Origin of the sequence: Alistipes timonensis JC136 (assembly GCF_900107675.1) — a bacterium.
GTDB lineage: Bacteria > Bacteroidota > Bacteroidia > Bacteroidales > Rikenellaceae > Alistipes > Alistipes timonensis.
Window position 1 is genome coordinate 64,809 of sequence record NZ_FNRI01000010.1, and the last position, 15,657, is coordinate 80,465.

The 15,657-nt window shown below is 49.8% G+C and carries 13 protein-coding genes and 1 pseudogene; 12 read left to right on the top strand and 2 right to left on the bottom strand.

Features of this window, described 5'->3' with window-relative positions; translation table 11 throughout:
* The first annotated feature begins 2 nt into the window (after positions 1–2).
* From BLU78_RS12510 to BLU78_RS12530, 6 genes are all read left to right on the top strand, one after another.
* Positions 3–872, top strand: coding sequence for a DUF4249 domain-containing protein (locus BLU78_RS12510; protein WP_010266109.1), 870 nt, complete (start codon positions 3–5; stop codon positions 870–872).
* Positions 869–2,866 (top strand): TonB-dependent receptor plug domain-containing protein, encoded by a 1,998-nt coding sequence (locus tag BLU78_RS12515; protein ID WP_010266114.1) that lies wholly within the window; start codon positions 869–871, stop codon positions 2,864–2,866. Before BLU78_RS12510 ends, BLU78_RS12515 begins: the two co-directional genes overlap by 4 nt.
* Before the next feature lie 163 nt (positions 2,867–3,029).
* Complete coding sequence (locus BLU78_RS12520; protein ID WP_010266116.1) at positions 3,030–3,599, top strand: tail fiber domain-containing protein; 570 nt, start codon at positions 3,030–3,032, stop codon at positions 3,597–3,599.
* Positions 3,600–3,639: 40 nt separating this feature from the next.
* Positions 3,640–4,464: a hypothetical protein gene (locus tag BLU78_RS14240; RefSeq protein WP_231291005.1), complete on the top strand. Its 825-nt coding sequence runs from the start codon at positions 3,640–3,642 to the stop codon at positions 4,462–4,464.
* The gene (locus tag BLU78_RS14245) at positions 4,397–5,461 is read left to right on the top strand and encodes a hypothetical protein (protein ID WP_231291007.1); all 1,065 of its coding nucleotides are present in this window, start codon (positions 4,397–4,399) and stop codon (positions 5,459–5,461) included. Before BLU78_RS14240 ends, BLU78_RS14245 begins: the two co-directional genes overlap by 68 nt.
* Before the next feature lie 82 nt (positions 5,462–5,543).
* Positions 5,544–6,005: a hypothetical protein gene (locus tag BLU78_RS12530; protein ID WP_010266119.1), complete on the top strand. Its 462-nt coding sequence runs from the start codon at positions 5,544–5,546 to the stop codon at positions 6,003–6,005.
* An 89-nt stretch (positions 6,006–6,094) separates the two neighbouring features.
* Here the strand turns inward: BLU78_RS12530 and BLU78_RS14310 are convergent, their stop codons facing one another.
* On the bottom strand, positions 6,095–6,220 hold the full coding sequence (locus BLU78_RS14310; protein WP_261797744.1) for a hypothetical protein: 126 nt from the start codon (positions 6,218–6,220) through the stop codon (positions 6,095–6,097).
* A pseudogene (locus BLU78_RS14370) lies at positions 6,189–6,604 on the bottom strand (plasmid mobilization protein); the annotation flags it as partial. The pseudogene BLU78_RS14370 and the gene BLU78_RS14310, both read right to left, overlap by 32 nt.
* 499 nt (positions 6,605–7,103) lie before the next feature.
* Between BLU78_RS14370 and BLU78_RS12540 the strand changes: the two are divergent.
* The 6 genes from BLU78_RS12540 (at position 7,104) to BLU78_RS12565 (ending at position 15,636) form a co-directional block, all read left to right on the top strand.
* Complete coding sequence (locus tag BLU78_RS12540; RefSeq protein WP_026020857.1) at positions 7,104–8,312, top strand: site-specific integrase; 1,209 nt, start codon at positions 7,104–7,106, stop codon at positions 8,310–8,312.
* A gap of 439 nt (positions 8,313–8,751) precedes the next feature.
* A complete protein-coding gene (locus BLU78_RS12545; protein ID WP_026020858.1) occupies positions 8,752–9,333 on the top strand; it encodes a DUF3575 domain-containing protein in 582 nt (193 codons plus the stop codon).
* Between the two features lie 12 nt (positions 9,334–9,345).
* Entirely contained in the window at positions 9,346–10,770 is a 1,425-nt protein-coding gene (locus BLU78_RS12550) for a DUF3868 domain-containing protein (protein WP_010266126.1), read from the top strand.
* 68 nt (positions 10,771–10,838) lie between these two features.
* Positions 10,839–12,608 carry an Mfa1 family fimbria major subunit gene (locus BLU78_RS12555; protein WP_010266127.1) on the top strand — a complete coding sequence of 590 codons (1,770 nt, stop codon included), beginning with the start codon at positions 10,839–10,841 and terminating at the stop codon, positions 12,606–12,608.
* Between the two features lie 250 nt (positions 12,609–12,858).
* On the top strand, positions 12,859–13,926 hold the full coding sequence (locus tag BLU78_RS12560) for a FimB/Mfa2 family fimbrial subunit (RefSeq protein WP_026020859.1): 1,068 nt from the start codon (positions 12,859–12,861) through the stop codon (positions 13,924–13,926).
* Between the two features lie 21 nt (positions 13,927–13,947).
* Positions 13,948–15,636: a hypothetical protein gene (locus tag BLU78_RS12565; protein ID WP_010266131.1), complete on the top strand. Its 1,689-nt coding sequence runs from the start codon at positions 13,948–13,950 to the stop codon at positions 15,634–15,636.
* Positions 15,637–15,657 lie beyond the last annotated feature (21 nt).

The window sequence follows — 15,657 nt, forward strand, 5'->3', positions numbered from 1 at the left end:
CCATGCTGCGCTGCATTTCGGTATTCTTTGTAGTTTTTATCTGCTGGGCCTGCGAGGTCGATTATTCGTTCGGCGAAAAGGATTTTAAGCCCCGCGTGGTTGTCAATGCGTTGATCTCGCCGCAGGAACCCTTTGCGGTACGCCTGCATTGGAGCCGCAGCTACTCGGCCCAAAGCGGGTTTACTCCCGTTGGGGAAGCCGAAATCCGCCTTTACGAAGATAATACCGAGGTTGTGCGCTGTCCGGCCGATCCGGAGGGCACGACCCAAACAACGTTCCGGGCTGCTGCCGGGCGCTCTTACCGTCTTGTTGTATCGGTCCCCGGTTATGGAGAGTTATCTGCCCGAACGACGATTCCCGAAGCGCCCGCAGCCCGCATATCGTTCGCGCACCAAAAGGGATGGTATCGGCATTTCGACATGACGGACCTTACTGCAGGCGTGGATGCCAAAGCTATCTGGCTCCGGGGTACGGAACGGGACAATAACGGAGAAAAAGATATATATGCGTTCTATACGACTTCTGTATTTGTCGATCAGGTGAACGGCGCGAACGACGCCTACGAATCCGACGAAAAAGGAAGCACCATAGATTTCGAATATTTTCTGCGTGTCGCCCGCGAAAATCTCAGCGCAGCATTCCCGCTCCGCTTCTCGGTTTTCGGAGCCGTTGAAAACAGGCACACATTTCAGATTATTGCGGCGTCCGATACTTACGACCGCTATATGCGCTCCCGATATAAACATGAGCTGAATACGGGGGAAAGTGCTCAGGAAAATCCCTTTATCGAGCAGATCACGGTCTACTCGAACATCGACAACGGTATCGGCATCTTCGCCGGATATAACTATTACACGACGCCCGAATTATGAGGAAACTGCTCGCAGGCTGTCTGGCGCTTTGCATTCCCGCCTTACTTACGGCGCAAACTCCCGCCGACAGCATTTCACGCACCGAAGCGATAGATTCGGTAGTCGTCACCGCCCGCAGGCCGTTGATGGTCTACAAGCAGACGGGCAATATCGCCGTGGACATCGAGCAGCTTAAATACGCCCCGTTGTTCGCGGGCGAAAAAGACATATTCAAATTCCTGCAACTGCTTCCGGGCGTATCGGCCGGAAAGGACGGCATGTCGGGTCTGCTGGTACGCGGCGGCAGCAACGACCAAACATTAATTCTTTACGACGACGTGCCGATTTACAATCAGGCGCATGCCTACGGCATCCTCTCGATATTCAGCGGCGAAACGGTCCAATCGGCCGAGGTGTCGAAAGGTTACATATCGCCCGCCTACGGGTCCCGGCTTTCGGCCTTGACGCAGATTCGCACACGCGAGGGCGACCGACGGGATCACCGCCAGTCGCTCACGGTGGGAACCTTGTCGTTGGCCGGGACCCTCGACGGGCCTATCAAACGCGATAAGGGTTCCTACCTCATTTCAGCACGTTACTTCTTTCCCGAAGCGGTGCTTGCAATCGCCGATAACGATATACGATACGGTTTCTACGATATAACGGGGAAACTGACTTACGACATTCACCGGAATCATACGCTTTCGCTCGGCGTCTATTCAGGTGACGACCACATGAGCAACAAAGATAAACAGGCTAAAAACAGCTTCGGATGGGGCAACACGACGGCCTCCATGCGGATGGAATCGCGTTGGAACGAAAACCTGCGGTCCTCGGTAGTGGCCTACTATACCTATCTGCAAAACCGCCAGGAAGCAGAATACAAGGACGATGAATATAAGAATTGGGGAGAAACGACCTTCAAAACCCACGAGTTCGGAGCACGCATGACGTTCGACCAACGGCTTTCGCATGTCTGGACGTTGGAATACGGAGTTACGTTTTCGCACCAGCGGTTCGAACCGATGCACACGAAAAGCATCATCAACGGACAGCACAAGGACCGCGGCTATTCTTCCGAGCTGCTTGTTTCGGGGGCGCTGTTCCTGAACAACCGCTTTCAATGGGGCGGCTGGCGGGCCGACGTGGGCGTGCGGGGCGCGATCTATGACAATTCGGAACAGACAAGATATGCCATCGAGCCGCGTGCCCAGGTATCTTATGATTTCGGCCGGGACAATGCGATATGGATTTCCGGTACGATCAATTCCCAGGCGCTCGTTCAGTTCAACCGCTATTACTACTCGATGCCGATCGACTTCTGGACTCCGTTTCGGGACGGCAGGTTACAACACGCATGGCAGGTATCGCTCGGCGGACGGATGAAGCTGCACGAAAACCTGACCCTCTCGCTGGAGGGCTATTATAAACGGATGCGCAACCTGCCGCTGATCTACGACAGCGACGATTTTCTGCTGAATAACGGTGGATTCATCTACGGCACGGGACGAGCGTTCGGCATTGAAGCAATGCTCCAGTACCAGACCGAACGCCTGAGCCTGACGGCTTCCTATACCTATACCGATTCCCGCCGCCGCTCGGACGGCGTAACCTACCCGTTTGAGTATGACGTACCGCACGATTTCAATGCGTTCGTCAGCTACGACGTGGTGAAGCGGCCGGGCCGAAAACATACCTTTTCACTCAATGTTGCATGGCGTTCCGGGCTTCCGTATCGCCTGACGAACGAAAGCTATCCGGATACGGACGGTAATCCGATCATCGGCATCACGGCCTATCCCACGATGCGGATGCGCAACTATTTCCGCGCCGATGTCAGCTACAATATGGAGCGCCGCAAGCGCAACGGCGTGCGCAACTGGCAGTTCTCGATCATCAACGCCACATGGCACAAAAACCCCGTGAGCATTTACCCCTACCGCGGAACCTATAAAGCAACGGTGCTGATACCTATCATGCCGTCGGTTTCATATACCCGCACGTTCGGAAAATGATCGTCTGGCCACAATACTCACAACGCCAATTTCCAAACCTCAAAATAACTTTTAACCCTTAAAATTTTGTCTTATAAAAAAACGATCTTCACCATTCTGTTTGTTCTTTCAGTTACGATTAACTGCATGGCCCAAATGACCTAAACTCACCGTAGGACGAGGTATGTATAAAACCTATACGACGAGTTGGGCGGGATGGGCGCACTATTGGGGGTCCACGGACCAGAACGGTATCAAAATGCACATTCATGCAGCCGATCCCCGTATGTCTACTACAACCAATAAACTTGTGTTTTTGGATAGCGACAGGTCCTTGTATATCGACCTTTATTGCCGCACGATGTATCAGACCTCGGATGAAAAACTGAAAACCAATATTCGCTCATTGAAAACGACACCCGTTTCCCGGTCGGCTTTTTCCATTAACATAGCGCCTGCACAATCTAACCCGTCAACGAATATGGTGCTGAAATTGAATCCCGTGAAATATCATTGGAGGGATGAAAGCGAATACGAAAGATTCAATATTCGTCCCGTGCAAAGCGGTGTGGAGGAATACGGTTTTTTGGCGCAGGAATTAGAAGCTATCATTCCCGGAGCAGTCGCCATGACAGAAGAGGGCGACCGTCTTGTCAATTATTCCGCCCTTATCCCGATTCTGACGGGCGCCATTCAGGAATTAACCGCGCGCGTCGCTGCATTGGAAAGTCAATTAAAAGCCGCCGGGAAATAGGAAATCATTGAATTTTGACGGAATTACATAAAACTGTTTTATGAAGAAAATATATTCGGTGATATTATTATTGGCTGTGATGCTGTCCTCTTGTACCAAAGACGAAACAGACATTATGACCGATGATAATTCCAACGCGCCGGCACTCGCAAAAACCCGTTCGGATGGAAGTGATATGGTAGAATATGAACTTTTACCGAATCCGTACACGGTTGATGTCATACAGGGAGTTTACGATTCGTATAATGTTTCTAAGACTATTGAACCGACGGATTTGTACGTCAGATTCTTACCGCAGGACAGTTTACAACTTATTGCCCTGAAAAACGATTATGACCTCGAACTGTTCGACTATCCGCTCAATATCGAACTTCCGGAAGATGCGGTTTATCAAGACACGACTATTCCGGAGGGTAGTTTTACTTGGTTGTATACAACCGTAAAGCCAGACTTCGCATTTCCCAAAGAAATACCTTATGAGGTGATTGAAGAATGCTATATTCCGGCAGAAGATGAAACAATCTCACCCACTCGCGGGGGTATTATAAATGTGGAGGAAGCTGCTTTTTTAAGTCTTGGCTACCCCCTTGAAGAACAGGAACCGGAAACTCGCGGGAAACGCAGACCGGAGGGAACTATCAGAGTTTACGATGATTATGCGGGTGCTTTTGTTCCGGTAAAAGGAGTAAAAATCAGATGCCATAGATTTATTAAATGGTCTACGACATTTACGGACGAAAGCGGCCATTATACCATGGACAGCAAATTCAGATTCGGACCGCATTACGCGATTGTTTTTGACAACAGGAAAGGTTTTGACATCTGGGGTAATTGGGGGGGGGCCGATTGCACGGGCCAATCTTAATATGGGTTGGCATAGTAACCGAGGACACTCACGCGATATAAATGCTGGAAGTTTTGCTTGGGATTGGGCGGCTGTTAATAATGCAACCTACGATTACTATAAAATGTACGAGGAGACAGGAATTGCCAAACCGCCCCGTAATCTTAAAATTTGGGTTTTCAAACGCTGGACGACATCCTCGACACCTATGTTGCGCCGAATCGTACATCCTATTGGGTATAACGGTAATTCATCGTGGAAAAACTTTTTTATCAATATCGGTTACGGCACTCTTGCAACGGTGCTGAATCAAATGCTAAAAAAGGTTTTACCTGATATTACGATAGGAACAGGTGGACACTCTTACCGGAAGGTTTATGACGTTGTAAATCACGAGTTGTCCCACGCCAGTCATTTCAGTCAAGTAGGAAGTGCGCATTGGGCGAAGTATATCAGCTATATTATGACATACGGTTCTTATGGAAACGGGACGGGTAAGAATGCAGAACTTTGCGGAGTTGGTGAAATGTGGGGTTACTCAATGGGACATATCCGGGCCTATGAAAAATACAATCCGTCAGGTCTTTTGGATGATTATCCGGATGTGCATACTTGGCTTAAACCTCATGTGTTTTGGGACTTGCAAAAGGATAAAGTATTAACTAAGAAGCAGATATATGATTGTTTGGTCGTTGGGGTCGATACCTATGACAGATTAGTCGCAAAAATGTACGAAAAATATCCCGAAAAGGCTGATGAGATCGAAAAGGCATTTACGGACAACGGGATTACCCCGAATGTCCCCAAACCTGATACCGGAGATTTGACGCATGATGCCTTTTATACCGACAAAACGGTTTCTTCGTCTTTCGTTTTTTCAGGGAATAATATTCTTACGCGGAATGTTACTGTAACGAATAGTGCGAAACTGACCTTTCGGGCCAATAAGTCCGTTACCATAAACTCTCCATTTGCAATCAATCAAGGCGCGCAGCTTGAAATGACCTGTGGTAACTGACAATTATTTTAAATGTTCAGGGAATAATCCCTGAACATTTATATTTTTGTAATAAAGTAAAGACAAGTAACTTACAAATGCCATGAAAAAGATTGCTTTCATATTTGCGATTACACTAATTAGCATATCATGCGACCCGAAGAAATGGGTGGCTACGCATGCAACTTCATGGTATGCAAAAAACAATACCGATCAGATTCTAATTATTACTACATCACCGTTCATTGATACTGATGCTGTTGTCGACCCCGGAGATTCGGTATTAGTTCATAGCTTCAATCCGTTTCAATATTTAGGAGAACCCACTTTTGACACATTTTACGATGCGTGGAACGGTAAGCCGGAACAAGAATGGTGTATAAGTATCTGTTCCAAAGATGGCCAATTACTGAAAATATGGAAATATGTAGACCGGAACGCAGAGGGAAGACAATTCTTCAATGAATCTTTTTGGCGGCTATATACGAAAAAATATAGTCATAGCGATCAATTAAACTTCTCGTGGGTTTTTAATATTCTCCCGGAGGACATTGCTCTTTTATAGCTCCTCCATTGATGACGCACACTTCACATTAGCAACAGGCCGGAATAAATGTCCGGCCTGTTCATTTAGCGAGATATAGTCCGTTTGCGCTATGGCTTTCGCTTGCGTGAAAGGTTGCGGCGCAGAGCTTCGAACTCCTCCTGCGACATGGGGCCATCGTCGGCGAATTGTCCCAGCAGGTCGTATTTGCAACCACTCCACAGTATGTTTCGCAAGGTTCAGAATCTCGTTACTCAAGGCCTTCAACTCGCGTGTGCATTGTTCCAGCATGGCGATCTGATGCGGGATCGCGACGTTGGAGAAGTGGGCATTGATGACCTTTACGACCTGATTGTAGTTATTGGCGAGTTTCTGAAACTGGAAATAAAAATCGTTCAGGCGGGCGACGAATTGCGTCTTCGAAGGTTGCGTCGGAGGAAGACGAACTCCTCTTTGAAGATGCGTTTTACGATAAAACGGCTGCAGTTATGCTCCAATCCTGCCTTACAAAGCATCTGCTTAAAGCGGATATTCTCTTCCGTGGTGAGTTTGAAATTATGCCTGTAGACTCTGGGATCTGTCGTTATCGGGTGTCCGATCCTCTTTTTCGTGGTTGTCATCAGTCTGGTAGTTTTAGTAGCGTGACTCGGGAACGCCACCCAGCCTCGCAGAGCGAGCACCTTTGTCGGACAAAACGCAGTTTGTCGGACAAAGGTACACCTCGCTACCCTCTGACGAGGGTAAAGGTCCGCCGCAGTAAATTTTTACCGATGGTTTCGGAAGTTCTCCGTTACGGGTCTTGTGGCCGGGTCGGTTCCCGATGCAATATTACAACCGTCTGGAGATGAAAAAAAGCCCGCCGAACGGACTGGAGCGGTCGTGAGCGAACGGTTGAAAGGCTCGATACGGATTCTCGACACGCTGCATCAGGCGGTATGGGTGAAATGGCGAGGAGTTTGTTCTGGAAGCGGGTTAAGGCTGTAGATCAGACTTTTTCAAGCGATGATCCATACATCGAAATTCGATATCCCGAATGGATTAGAATACACAAAAATAGAAATATAAGCCTTCATTAAAAAAATGGAGGTTTTTTTATTGGCCGAAATCAAAACAAATCATATGGCAACAGTAAAAGTGAAAGTCCGTGCTTCTACCATCCCGACGAAGGAGGGCACTGTATTTTATCAGGTGATTCATAACCGTATGGCACGACAAATCAATCCCGGGTACAAACTCTACCCGCATGAATGGGATACGGCAAACGCGAAAATCGTCTTTCCTCCGGGTACGGGAAACGGTCGCCGGAATTATCTGGTTTCTTTGAAAAGCGCTTTGGCGGAAGATGTCAGACGCTTCAAAGGCATCATCTCCCGCTTCGAACGGGCGGCCCGGAACTATACGGCCGAAGAGGTGGCGGAATGCTTCCTCGCATCAGCAGACACCGGAGGATTCATGTCGTTCGGCCGTGAACTTGTCGGGCAGTTGAAACAAATCGGCAGAACACGTACTGCCGAGCGTTATACGACCGTTCTGAACAGTTTCGGGCGGTTTCGCGGGGAGAAAGACGTACCGCTGGACGAGGTGGAATCCAATCTGATGGTCGAATATGAAATCTTTCTGCATGCGAATGATGCGTGTCCGAATACCTCGTCTTATTATATGAGGGGATTGCGGGCAATCTACAACCGTGCCGTCGAAAAGGAACTGACCGGGCAGCGCAGTCCTTTCAAACATGTCTATACAGGAATCGACAAGACCGTCAAACGAGCCGTACCTCTGAAAATCATCCGTCAGATCAAGGAACTCGATCTGACGCTGTTCCCGGTTATGGACTTCGCCCGGGACATCTTCATGTTTTCGTTCTACACGCGCGGAATGTCGTTCGTAGATATGGCCTATCTGAAAAAGAAGGACCTGCAAAATGGCATCCTCTCGTATCGCAGGCAGAAGACGGGCCAGCTGCTTTTCATCAAATGGGAAAGACCGATGCAGGACATTGTCGACAAGTACGATACGGGCGGAAGTCCCTATCTGCTGCCGATAATAAAAAACGTGGATACGGATGAACGCCGGCAGTACAAGAATGCAGCACATCAGGTCAACGAAAAGCTTAAAAAGCTCGGTGAAAAACTGGGACTGGCCATACCCTTGACGAGTTACGTAGCCCGCCACGCATGGGCTTCCATCGCCAAGAGTAAAAACGTTCCGCTGGCAACCATCAGCGAGGCGCTGGGACACGATTCCGAGAAAACCACACGAATCTATTTGGCTTCACTGGATACGTCCGCCGTGGATAAAGCCAACAGCCAGATATTGAAATCTTTATAAGTGATGAGGGCGCCGGGTTTTGTCGAGCAGTTGTAAAGTTCTCTTTTTAAGAGAAATAACATACACATGCAAAATTAATGAAAATGCAGCAAACAAAGAATCTCCGACAACTAAAAAAATTATTCTTCGAACAAATGAAAATAGCATCCAGCCAGTTGTGCAATCCGTAATGTTCTCTTTTTAAGAGAAATAGCGTACAGTTGCAAAATTAGTGAAAAAGTTGAAAACGTCAATGAAAACCGATGAAAAAAATCGGTTTTCAAGAATAAATCGAGCCGGATGTTAAGCGGATATGGGAACTTGTTGTGCAAATCTGACAATCTTTAACTATAACTCTCTAAGAATAAGGCAATATGGTCATTGTCTTTCTCTTAAAAAGAGAAGTGATTGGATATACATCTGAATATATAAAACGAACATACTGTAACATCGAATGGATATGAGAGTGAAATTGACTGTCATAGCTGTTATGCTGACGCTGTTTTCGAGCGTTAAGGCGCAAGATGTAGCGTTGAAGACAAATCTGCTCGCTGACGGCTTTCTCAACCCGAACATTGGTATCGAAGTTAGCCTTGCCCCGAAATGGACTTTGGATATCACGGGTCAGTTCAATGCGTGGACCCTTTCTCACGACCGCCGCTGGAAGCACTGGGCCATGCAGCCTGAAGCCCGCTATTGGCTGTGCGACCGTTTTGGCGGACATTTTTTCGGTATACACGTGCATGGCGGGCAATACAACATCGGCGGCATCGACGGCAAAATCAATTTTCTGGGCACCGATGCCCGCAAACTCAAGGACACGCGCTATCAGGGCTGGTTCGTCGGCGCGGGCGTGGCCTACGGCTATGCATGGATACTGGGGCGCCATTGGAACCTCGAAGCCGAAATCGGTATCGGCTACTCCTATACCCGATACGACCGGTTCCGCTGCACCGGCTGCGGCAAAAAGATCGAGACCGACAAACCGCATCACTACGTGGGCCCTACCAAGACGGCCGTCAATTTAGTGTATGTATTCTAACTCGCGTGCAAGATGAAAAAGACATCGTATATCCTGATACTCCTGTTGGGCGCCGGTTTGACGGCGGAAGCCCAGAATTCGAAGCAGACCGTCGTGGACGGCGTCAGCGTCAGCGACGTGAAGATGGAGCGCAGCGGCGCATACATCGCGGTGGATATGAATCTCGGTCTGAAAGACCTCGCCGTGGAGGGCAACCGCGCCGTGCTGCTGACCCCGAGACTGGTAAACGGAAGCGATTCGCTCGACCTGCCTTCCATAGGCATCTACGGACGCCGACGCTACTATTTCTACGTGCGGAACGGCGAGAGTATGCTCACAGACAAGGACGAAATGAGCTACAAAGCGTCGGAGAAGCCCGACGGCATCGCATACCATAACATCGTGTCCTATGCCGACTGGATGAACGGAGCCGTGCTGTCGCTTCACCGCAGCGATTACGGCTGTTGCAACACGCTGCTGGCCCGACAGGACGGGACGCTCGGACGCCATACCGAGGCGTTTTTCCCCGAACTGGTATTCGTGCAGCCCGAGGCGGAAATCATGAAGAGCCGGTCGCTGTCCGGATCGGCCTACATCGACTTCCCTGTGGACCAGACGGTGATTTATCCCGACTATCGCCGGAACACGGTCGAATTAGGCAAGATTCAGGCGACCATCGACTCCGTGCGCAATGACAAGGACGTCACCATTACTTCCGTGTGGCTGAAGGGATACGCTTCGCCGGAGAGCCCCTACAAGCACAACACGGAACTTGCCATCGGACGTACCGCCGCGCTCAAAAAGCACATCGGGCAGCTATACAGTTTTGCGGATAACGTCATCCAGACCGATTACGAGCCCGAGGATTGGGCAGGCTTGCGCCGTTACGTGGAACAATCGAACATCGACCACCGTGCGGAGATTCTGGCATTGATCGACAGCGACATGGAACCCGACGCCAAGGAGTGGAAAATCAAGCGCACCTACCCGGAAGAATACCGCTTCATGCTGCATAATTTCTATCCCGCACTGCGCCATACCGACTATCGTATCGACTACAACATCCGCACGTTCAGCGACGCGGATGAAATCAAGCGCATCATGGCGGAACGGCCGCAGAAATTGAGTTTGAACGAGTTCTACCTCGTTGCCGGACAATATGAACCCGGCACGGACGAGTTCACGGACGTCTTCCAAACGGCGGTGCGCATGTTCCCGAACGATGAAACAGCCAATCTGAACGCCGCCAACGCCGCCATCCGGCGGGACGATTTCGGGACGGCGCGCAGGTATCTCGACAAGGCCGGCGACTCCGCCGAGGCTGTCTATGCACGCGGAGCGCTTGCCGTGCGGGAAGGCGATTACGACACAGCATACCGCTATCTGAATAAGGCGAAAGGGATGGGACTCGAGCAGGCCGGCAGGACGCTCGACGAATTGGACAAAAGGCGGAAATGACATCAAACCAATAATAATATAGGTCAAAAGAGAAGAAACATATTTTCAAACAATTTTAACTTATCGACATGAAAAGGAATTTTTTATTTATGTCTGTGCTGGCATCCCTGTTTATGGCAGGATGCTCGCAGGAGGAGATTGCTCCGGACGAAAAGGATGTAGGCAACGGTAAGGCCAATACCAGCTACCTGACCGTAAATCTGATGTCCTCTGATGCGACAGGTACTCGTGCCGCAAGCGGTTACGAGGATGGAGATGAAAACGAAAACCATGTTGAACAAGTCCGTTTCTATTTCTTCACCGCGAACGGTGCCATTGCTAACGTTAAGCTTCTAAACGGCAGCTATGTAAACTTCTACGACTGGTCTCCCGAAGACGGAACGCAGAAAGATGACAAAGACGACGATGATATCGAGAGCGTGCTTGCAGCCAAGATTGTCATCAGTACCAAAAACGGAGACAAACTTCCGCAGAGAATTGCGGCTGTACTCAATCCTCCCAGAGATGATACCGGTGAGATTATGTTGGGTTCTGCATCAAAAAGCCTTGCCGACCTAAAAAAAGAGGTCGCTGATTATGCCGCCACCAGTTTTACTGCAAAAGGCAAATTCGTGATGTTCAATTCTGTATATGGAGGAGATAATAAGACAGAGATCTGTGCTGTCCCTATCGAGTCTAAACATCTGCAAAAGGAATCAAAAGAGGCCGAGAAAAATCCGGTTACCATTTATGTCGAGCGCAGCGTGGCCAAAGTCAAGGTCACCTTGGGTAATGCGGTAAATTCCGCTATCAGTGATAAACTGGCACTGATTGATAAGAAAGGTGATCCTCTAAAGGTTGGAAACGAGCAAGTTTACTTAAAACTCAACGGCTGGAATCTGACCGCAGAAACCAATGAAGGCCGACTGGTCAAGGCCATTAATCCCACCGCATGGTCAAGTAATTGGTGGAACGGTGAGGGCGCATTTGCACACCGCAGTTTCTGGGCCATCAATTCTAAGGATGCCAGGAATGGCTATGATTCTTACGAAGCTATCAATACTGCCATTGGCACTCCATTGTATACCAATGAGAATGCTGCGGATTATGACGCATTATCCCCTATCAAACGCACCAAGGTTATCCTCAAGGGTACTCTTTGTAAGGCAGACGGTACAACACCTTTCACTATTGTAAGACATTTGGGTTCCCACTTTGCCGATAAATGGTCTGAGAACGAGGATGAAAACCTCCCCGAGTTGAAAAAGAGTATCCTTTCTCAGTTGACAACCAATGGCTGTAGTTACTATTGTGAAACTACAACGGGTAGTGGAGAAAGCACTGTAACAGAGCGAAACCTGATTGACGCGAAAGATCTTCAGATTCTAATTGTAGACCAGACTCCATCCGAGCCAAGCAGTGAAGATAAAAAAGCGCGCAACTGCTATGTATATGCCCAGCTGACGGATGTCGCTGCCCAAAAACCATGGTATGCCTCTTCGGATAAAAATGACACAGACCGTATTACAGCCGAAACAATCAACGGCATGCTTAAGAACAAGGATGATAATACTGGCGAGTATATGATTGACCGGGCGCTGGTCTGGAAGAACGGTATGACCTACTATTACTACGAGATTATTCATCATGGCGAGGGCGAGAACGCTACCAAGGGTGTAGTCCGCAACCACATCTATGATACAAAGGTGACAAAGATCGCCGGTCTCGGTACGCCTGTTTATGATCCTGATCAGGTAATCTATCCCGAGAAGCCCGACCCCAACGACCACTTCATTGCGGCTGAAATCAATATTCTGTCCTGGCGCATTGTCTCTAATGAATATGTTTTGGAATGGTAATCTGAACCCGAATGCCTGAAGGCATTCCTGATACTTATCATGTGTGTGGGAGGCGGCTCCCGTCTCCCACACATATTAATAAAAACAGAACAGCAAATACAGTACCCGCCCACCGGTACACAAGGGAGGTGCGGCATCGGAGACCCGAACAAAAGACGGGTAACCCACTTGACGAGAAAATCCGAATGCGGAAGTTCCGCACACCATATATAAAAGGAAAGAACTATACAACCAAGATAGCGTAAACGATATGGATATACGGGAATTGATAAGGAATGTGGCGGCCAAGGTCTGCGCGGCGTCGGTCTGCCTGTTGGTTCTTCCGTCATGCAGCCGCAACTGGCTTTACGAAGATGAAGGCGATTGTTCGGTGTATTACCGGCTCCGGTTCCGCTACGACATGAACCTGAAGTGGGCGGACGCTTTCGCCAGCGAGGTTTCTTCGGTTCACCTGTATGCCTTCGACCAATCGGGCGTACTGGTATGGCAGCGGGAAGAACAGATCGATCCGTCGACGGCGGAAGACTACTCGATGCTGCTCGACCTGCCCTCCGGCGACTACCGGTTGCTGGCGTGGTGCGGTCTGCGGAACGACGGCGAGCGCGAGGAGTCCTTCTCCGTACCCGAAGCCCTTGTCGGCGAGACCCGCATCGAGCAGTTGCAGTGCGCGCTGAACCGCCGGTATGACGAGTCCGGCGCTTACAGCAAAGAAAGGCTTTACCGTCTCTTTCACGGCACTTTGGATGTGTCGCTGCCTTCCGACGAGAACGGAGGCAGTTACGACTATACCATGTACCTGACCAAGAACACCAACCATATTCGCGTCATACTGCATCATCTCTCGGGAGAGGATGTGGATGTCAATCAATTCGACTTCCGCATCGAGGACGAGAACGGGTTGATGGCTCATGACAACGGGTTGCTGAAAGATGAGAACATCACCTACCGCCCTTGGAAAATGCAGAACGGCGAGGCCGGTTTGGGTAAAGACGAACCCCGCGCCATCATCCATGTAAAGGGCGCCATCGCCGACCTGACCGTAGGACGCATGATGGAAGCGCATCGCGAAAAGATGTTCCTGACCATCACCGACCGAGAGGGCAAGACTGTGGCCCGCGTTCCCGTGATAGACCATGCGCTGCTGGCGAAGGACTATTACGAGGAGGAGTACAATCGCACGATGGACGACCAGGAGTTTCTGGACCGCGAGGACGACTATGTGATGACATTCTTCCTCGACGAGAACAACAAGTGGATCAGCAGCTACATACTGATTCATTCCTGGCGGGTGGTGCTGAGTAACGTCGAGATCGAATAAACGGGAAGAAGGATTGGACTGATGAAACCGGACATTATACATAGCATTGCAGTCTGCCTGGCGGCATTCGCATTGCCTTTTATGGTGGCGTGCAGCAGTCAGGAAGAATCCTTGCCGGAAGTTGAGAGCAGTATTCAAGCTGTTTTCACCCTCGATATGGGAGGCGCGGCTTATGGAAAGACGCGAGCCACCCCCGCCGATGGGGAATATAACCCGGGAAGCGGTCTGGAAAATTTCATCGACCTGCCCCAACGAGATTTCCGCTGTTACCTTTACGGGCTGAACAACAAGCCCGTCAGCGCATTGGAAGTTGCCAGCATCTATCACTTGGGAGATAAAAAATATTCGATTCGCCTGCGATTGAAGGATACGGAGGAGGTAAAAGGCGCTCTGACCACCGGTTGCCGCTTCGTGTTCCTGGCCAACTGGGGCAGTTACGTCGATCCCGCTCCCGGAATGACCATAGAGGAGCTTTGCGCCGCTTCCTTTGCCGAGTTCGGGTTTTCGCAGCAAAAAACTCAGCTCTCGGACAAAAATCTCATCCCGATGTACGGGGTGAAGGAATTCGAGCGCGGCGTGCCGGACTTCATAGACGGGAAGGAGGTTTCCGATATCGGCACCCTGCACCTTCTCCGCGCCTATGCCAAGGTCGATGTGAATGTCATTTTTAAGGATTTCGAGGATGTCCCTGTGGTTACGTCCGTGTCGCTGACCCATTCCAGCAGCAAGGGTTACAAGGCTCCGGCAAACGTCACGGAGGAGAAACAGTATGTCACCGGTTCATGGTTTACCGACTACACGTCTGTGAATATACCCGATGACGCGGCCGATATTGCATTGACGCTGACAAAGAACGAGCAAACCGGGCATTTCGTGGCGTATGTGCCGGAATACAGGAATGTTGATGACCAAGGGGAGCCGGTCGACAGCCGATCGCGCATTAGGATATGTTTCACCGTCGGGAGCGTCGAGACCGGAGGACGCGAGGCCGAGGGGTATGTCGATTTCCGCTATTCCGACACCCCGCCGGCAGGCGTGCTCCCCGGGCAATACTTCGACATCGCCCGCAACAACTGGTATAAATTCGACGTCACCGCGAACGGCAAAGACATCGAGTGGACAGTCGATGTCATCCCCTTCACATCGGTAGAACTCGATCCCGATTTGGGTCTGGAGCGCGAGGAATTCACCGGATATATAATAGGTAAGGACGGCCAAGGCAGGGATTGCTGGTATGACGGTAATTATTACGACCCAGCGACAGCAGTTCCATTATATCTCGGTCCGAAAGACAATCATGGAAAGTTCGTGAGCATCAACGGCAAAGAGTATCTGCTCGTATATGCGGATTACGAAAGGACTGTTGCAAACCTCGACCATATTTTCGGCAAAGAAAACCGAAAGAAATACCTGATCTATCCCGCAGGAAGAACCGGATATGAAATTGTAAACTGGGATTATTACCTCAATGATCTGAAGCAGCACGTATGGCTCGAAGAGGAGCTCAGGTTGAAGTGCTGCCGTACCCTGAACGAATGGGACAGATTGGAATACAGTGCAGTAAAATATAATTGGCCGGGATACGATCACGACTCTATCAACCCGAGATTCTGGTTCGACATCCTCGGCAACCGGTACCCCTGGTCGGAAGGAGATACCGTGGAAAAAAGAAAAGCCATACTCGGAGAATGGGTGCAATACCTGGAGTGAGTCTGCAACTTACATCGTAAA

Excerpts from the sequence above, each read along its gene's own strand:
- BLU78_RS12510 (WP_010266109.1), top strand. The coding sequence starts at position 3 with ATGCTGCGCTGCATTTCGGTATTCTTTGTAGTTTTTATCTGCTGGGCC.
- BLU78_RS12515 (WP_010266114.1), top strand. The coding sequence starts at position 869 with ATGAGGAAACTGCTCGCAGGCTGTCTGGCGCTTTGCATTCCCGCCTTA.
- BLU78_RS12520 (WP_010266116.1), top strand. The coding sequence starts at position 3,030 with ATGTATAAAACCTATACGACGAGTTGGGCGGGATGGGCGCACTATTGG.
- BLU78_RS14240 (WP_231291005.1), top strand. The coding sequence starts at position 3,640 with ATGAAGAAAATATATTCGGTGATATTATTATTGGCTGTGATGCTGTCC.
- BLU78_RS12530 (WP_010266119.1), top strand. The coding sequence starts at position 5,544 with ATGAAAAAGATTGCTTTCATATTTGCGATTACACTAATTAGCATATCA.
- BLU78_RS12540 (WP_026020857.1), top strand. The coding sequence starts at position 7,104 with ATGGCAACAGTAAAAGTGAAAGTCCGTGCTTCTACCATCCCGACGAAG.
- BLU78_RS12545 (WP_026020858.1), top strand. The coding sequence starts at position 8,752 with ATGAGAGTGAAATTGACTGTCATAGCTGTTATGCTGACGCTGTTTTCG.
- BLU78_RS12550 (WP_010266126.1), top strand. The coding sequence starts at position 9,346 with ATGAAAAAGACATCGTATATCCTGATACTCCTGTTGGGCGCCGGTTTG.
- BLU78_RS12555 (WP_010266127.1), top strand. The coding sequence starts at position 10,839 with ATGAAAAGGAATTTTTTATTTATGTCTGTGCTGGCATCCCTGTTTATG.
- BLU78_RS12560 (WP_026020859.1), top strand. The coding sequence starts at position 12,859 with ATGGATATACGGGAATTGATAAGGAATGTGGCGGCCAAGGTCTGCGCG.
- BLU78_RS12565 (WP_010266131.1), top strand. The coding sequence starts at position 13,948 with ATGAAACCGGACATTATACATAGCATTGCAGTCTGCCTGGCGGCATTC.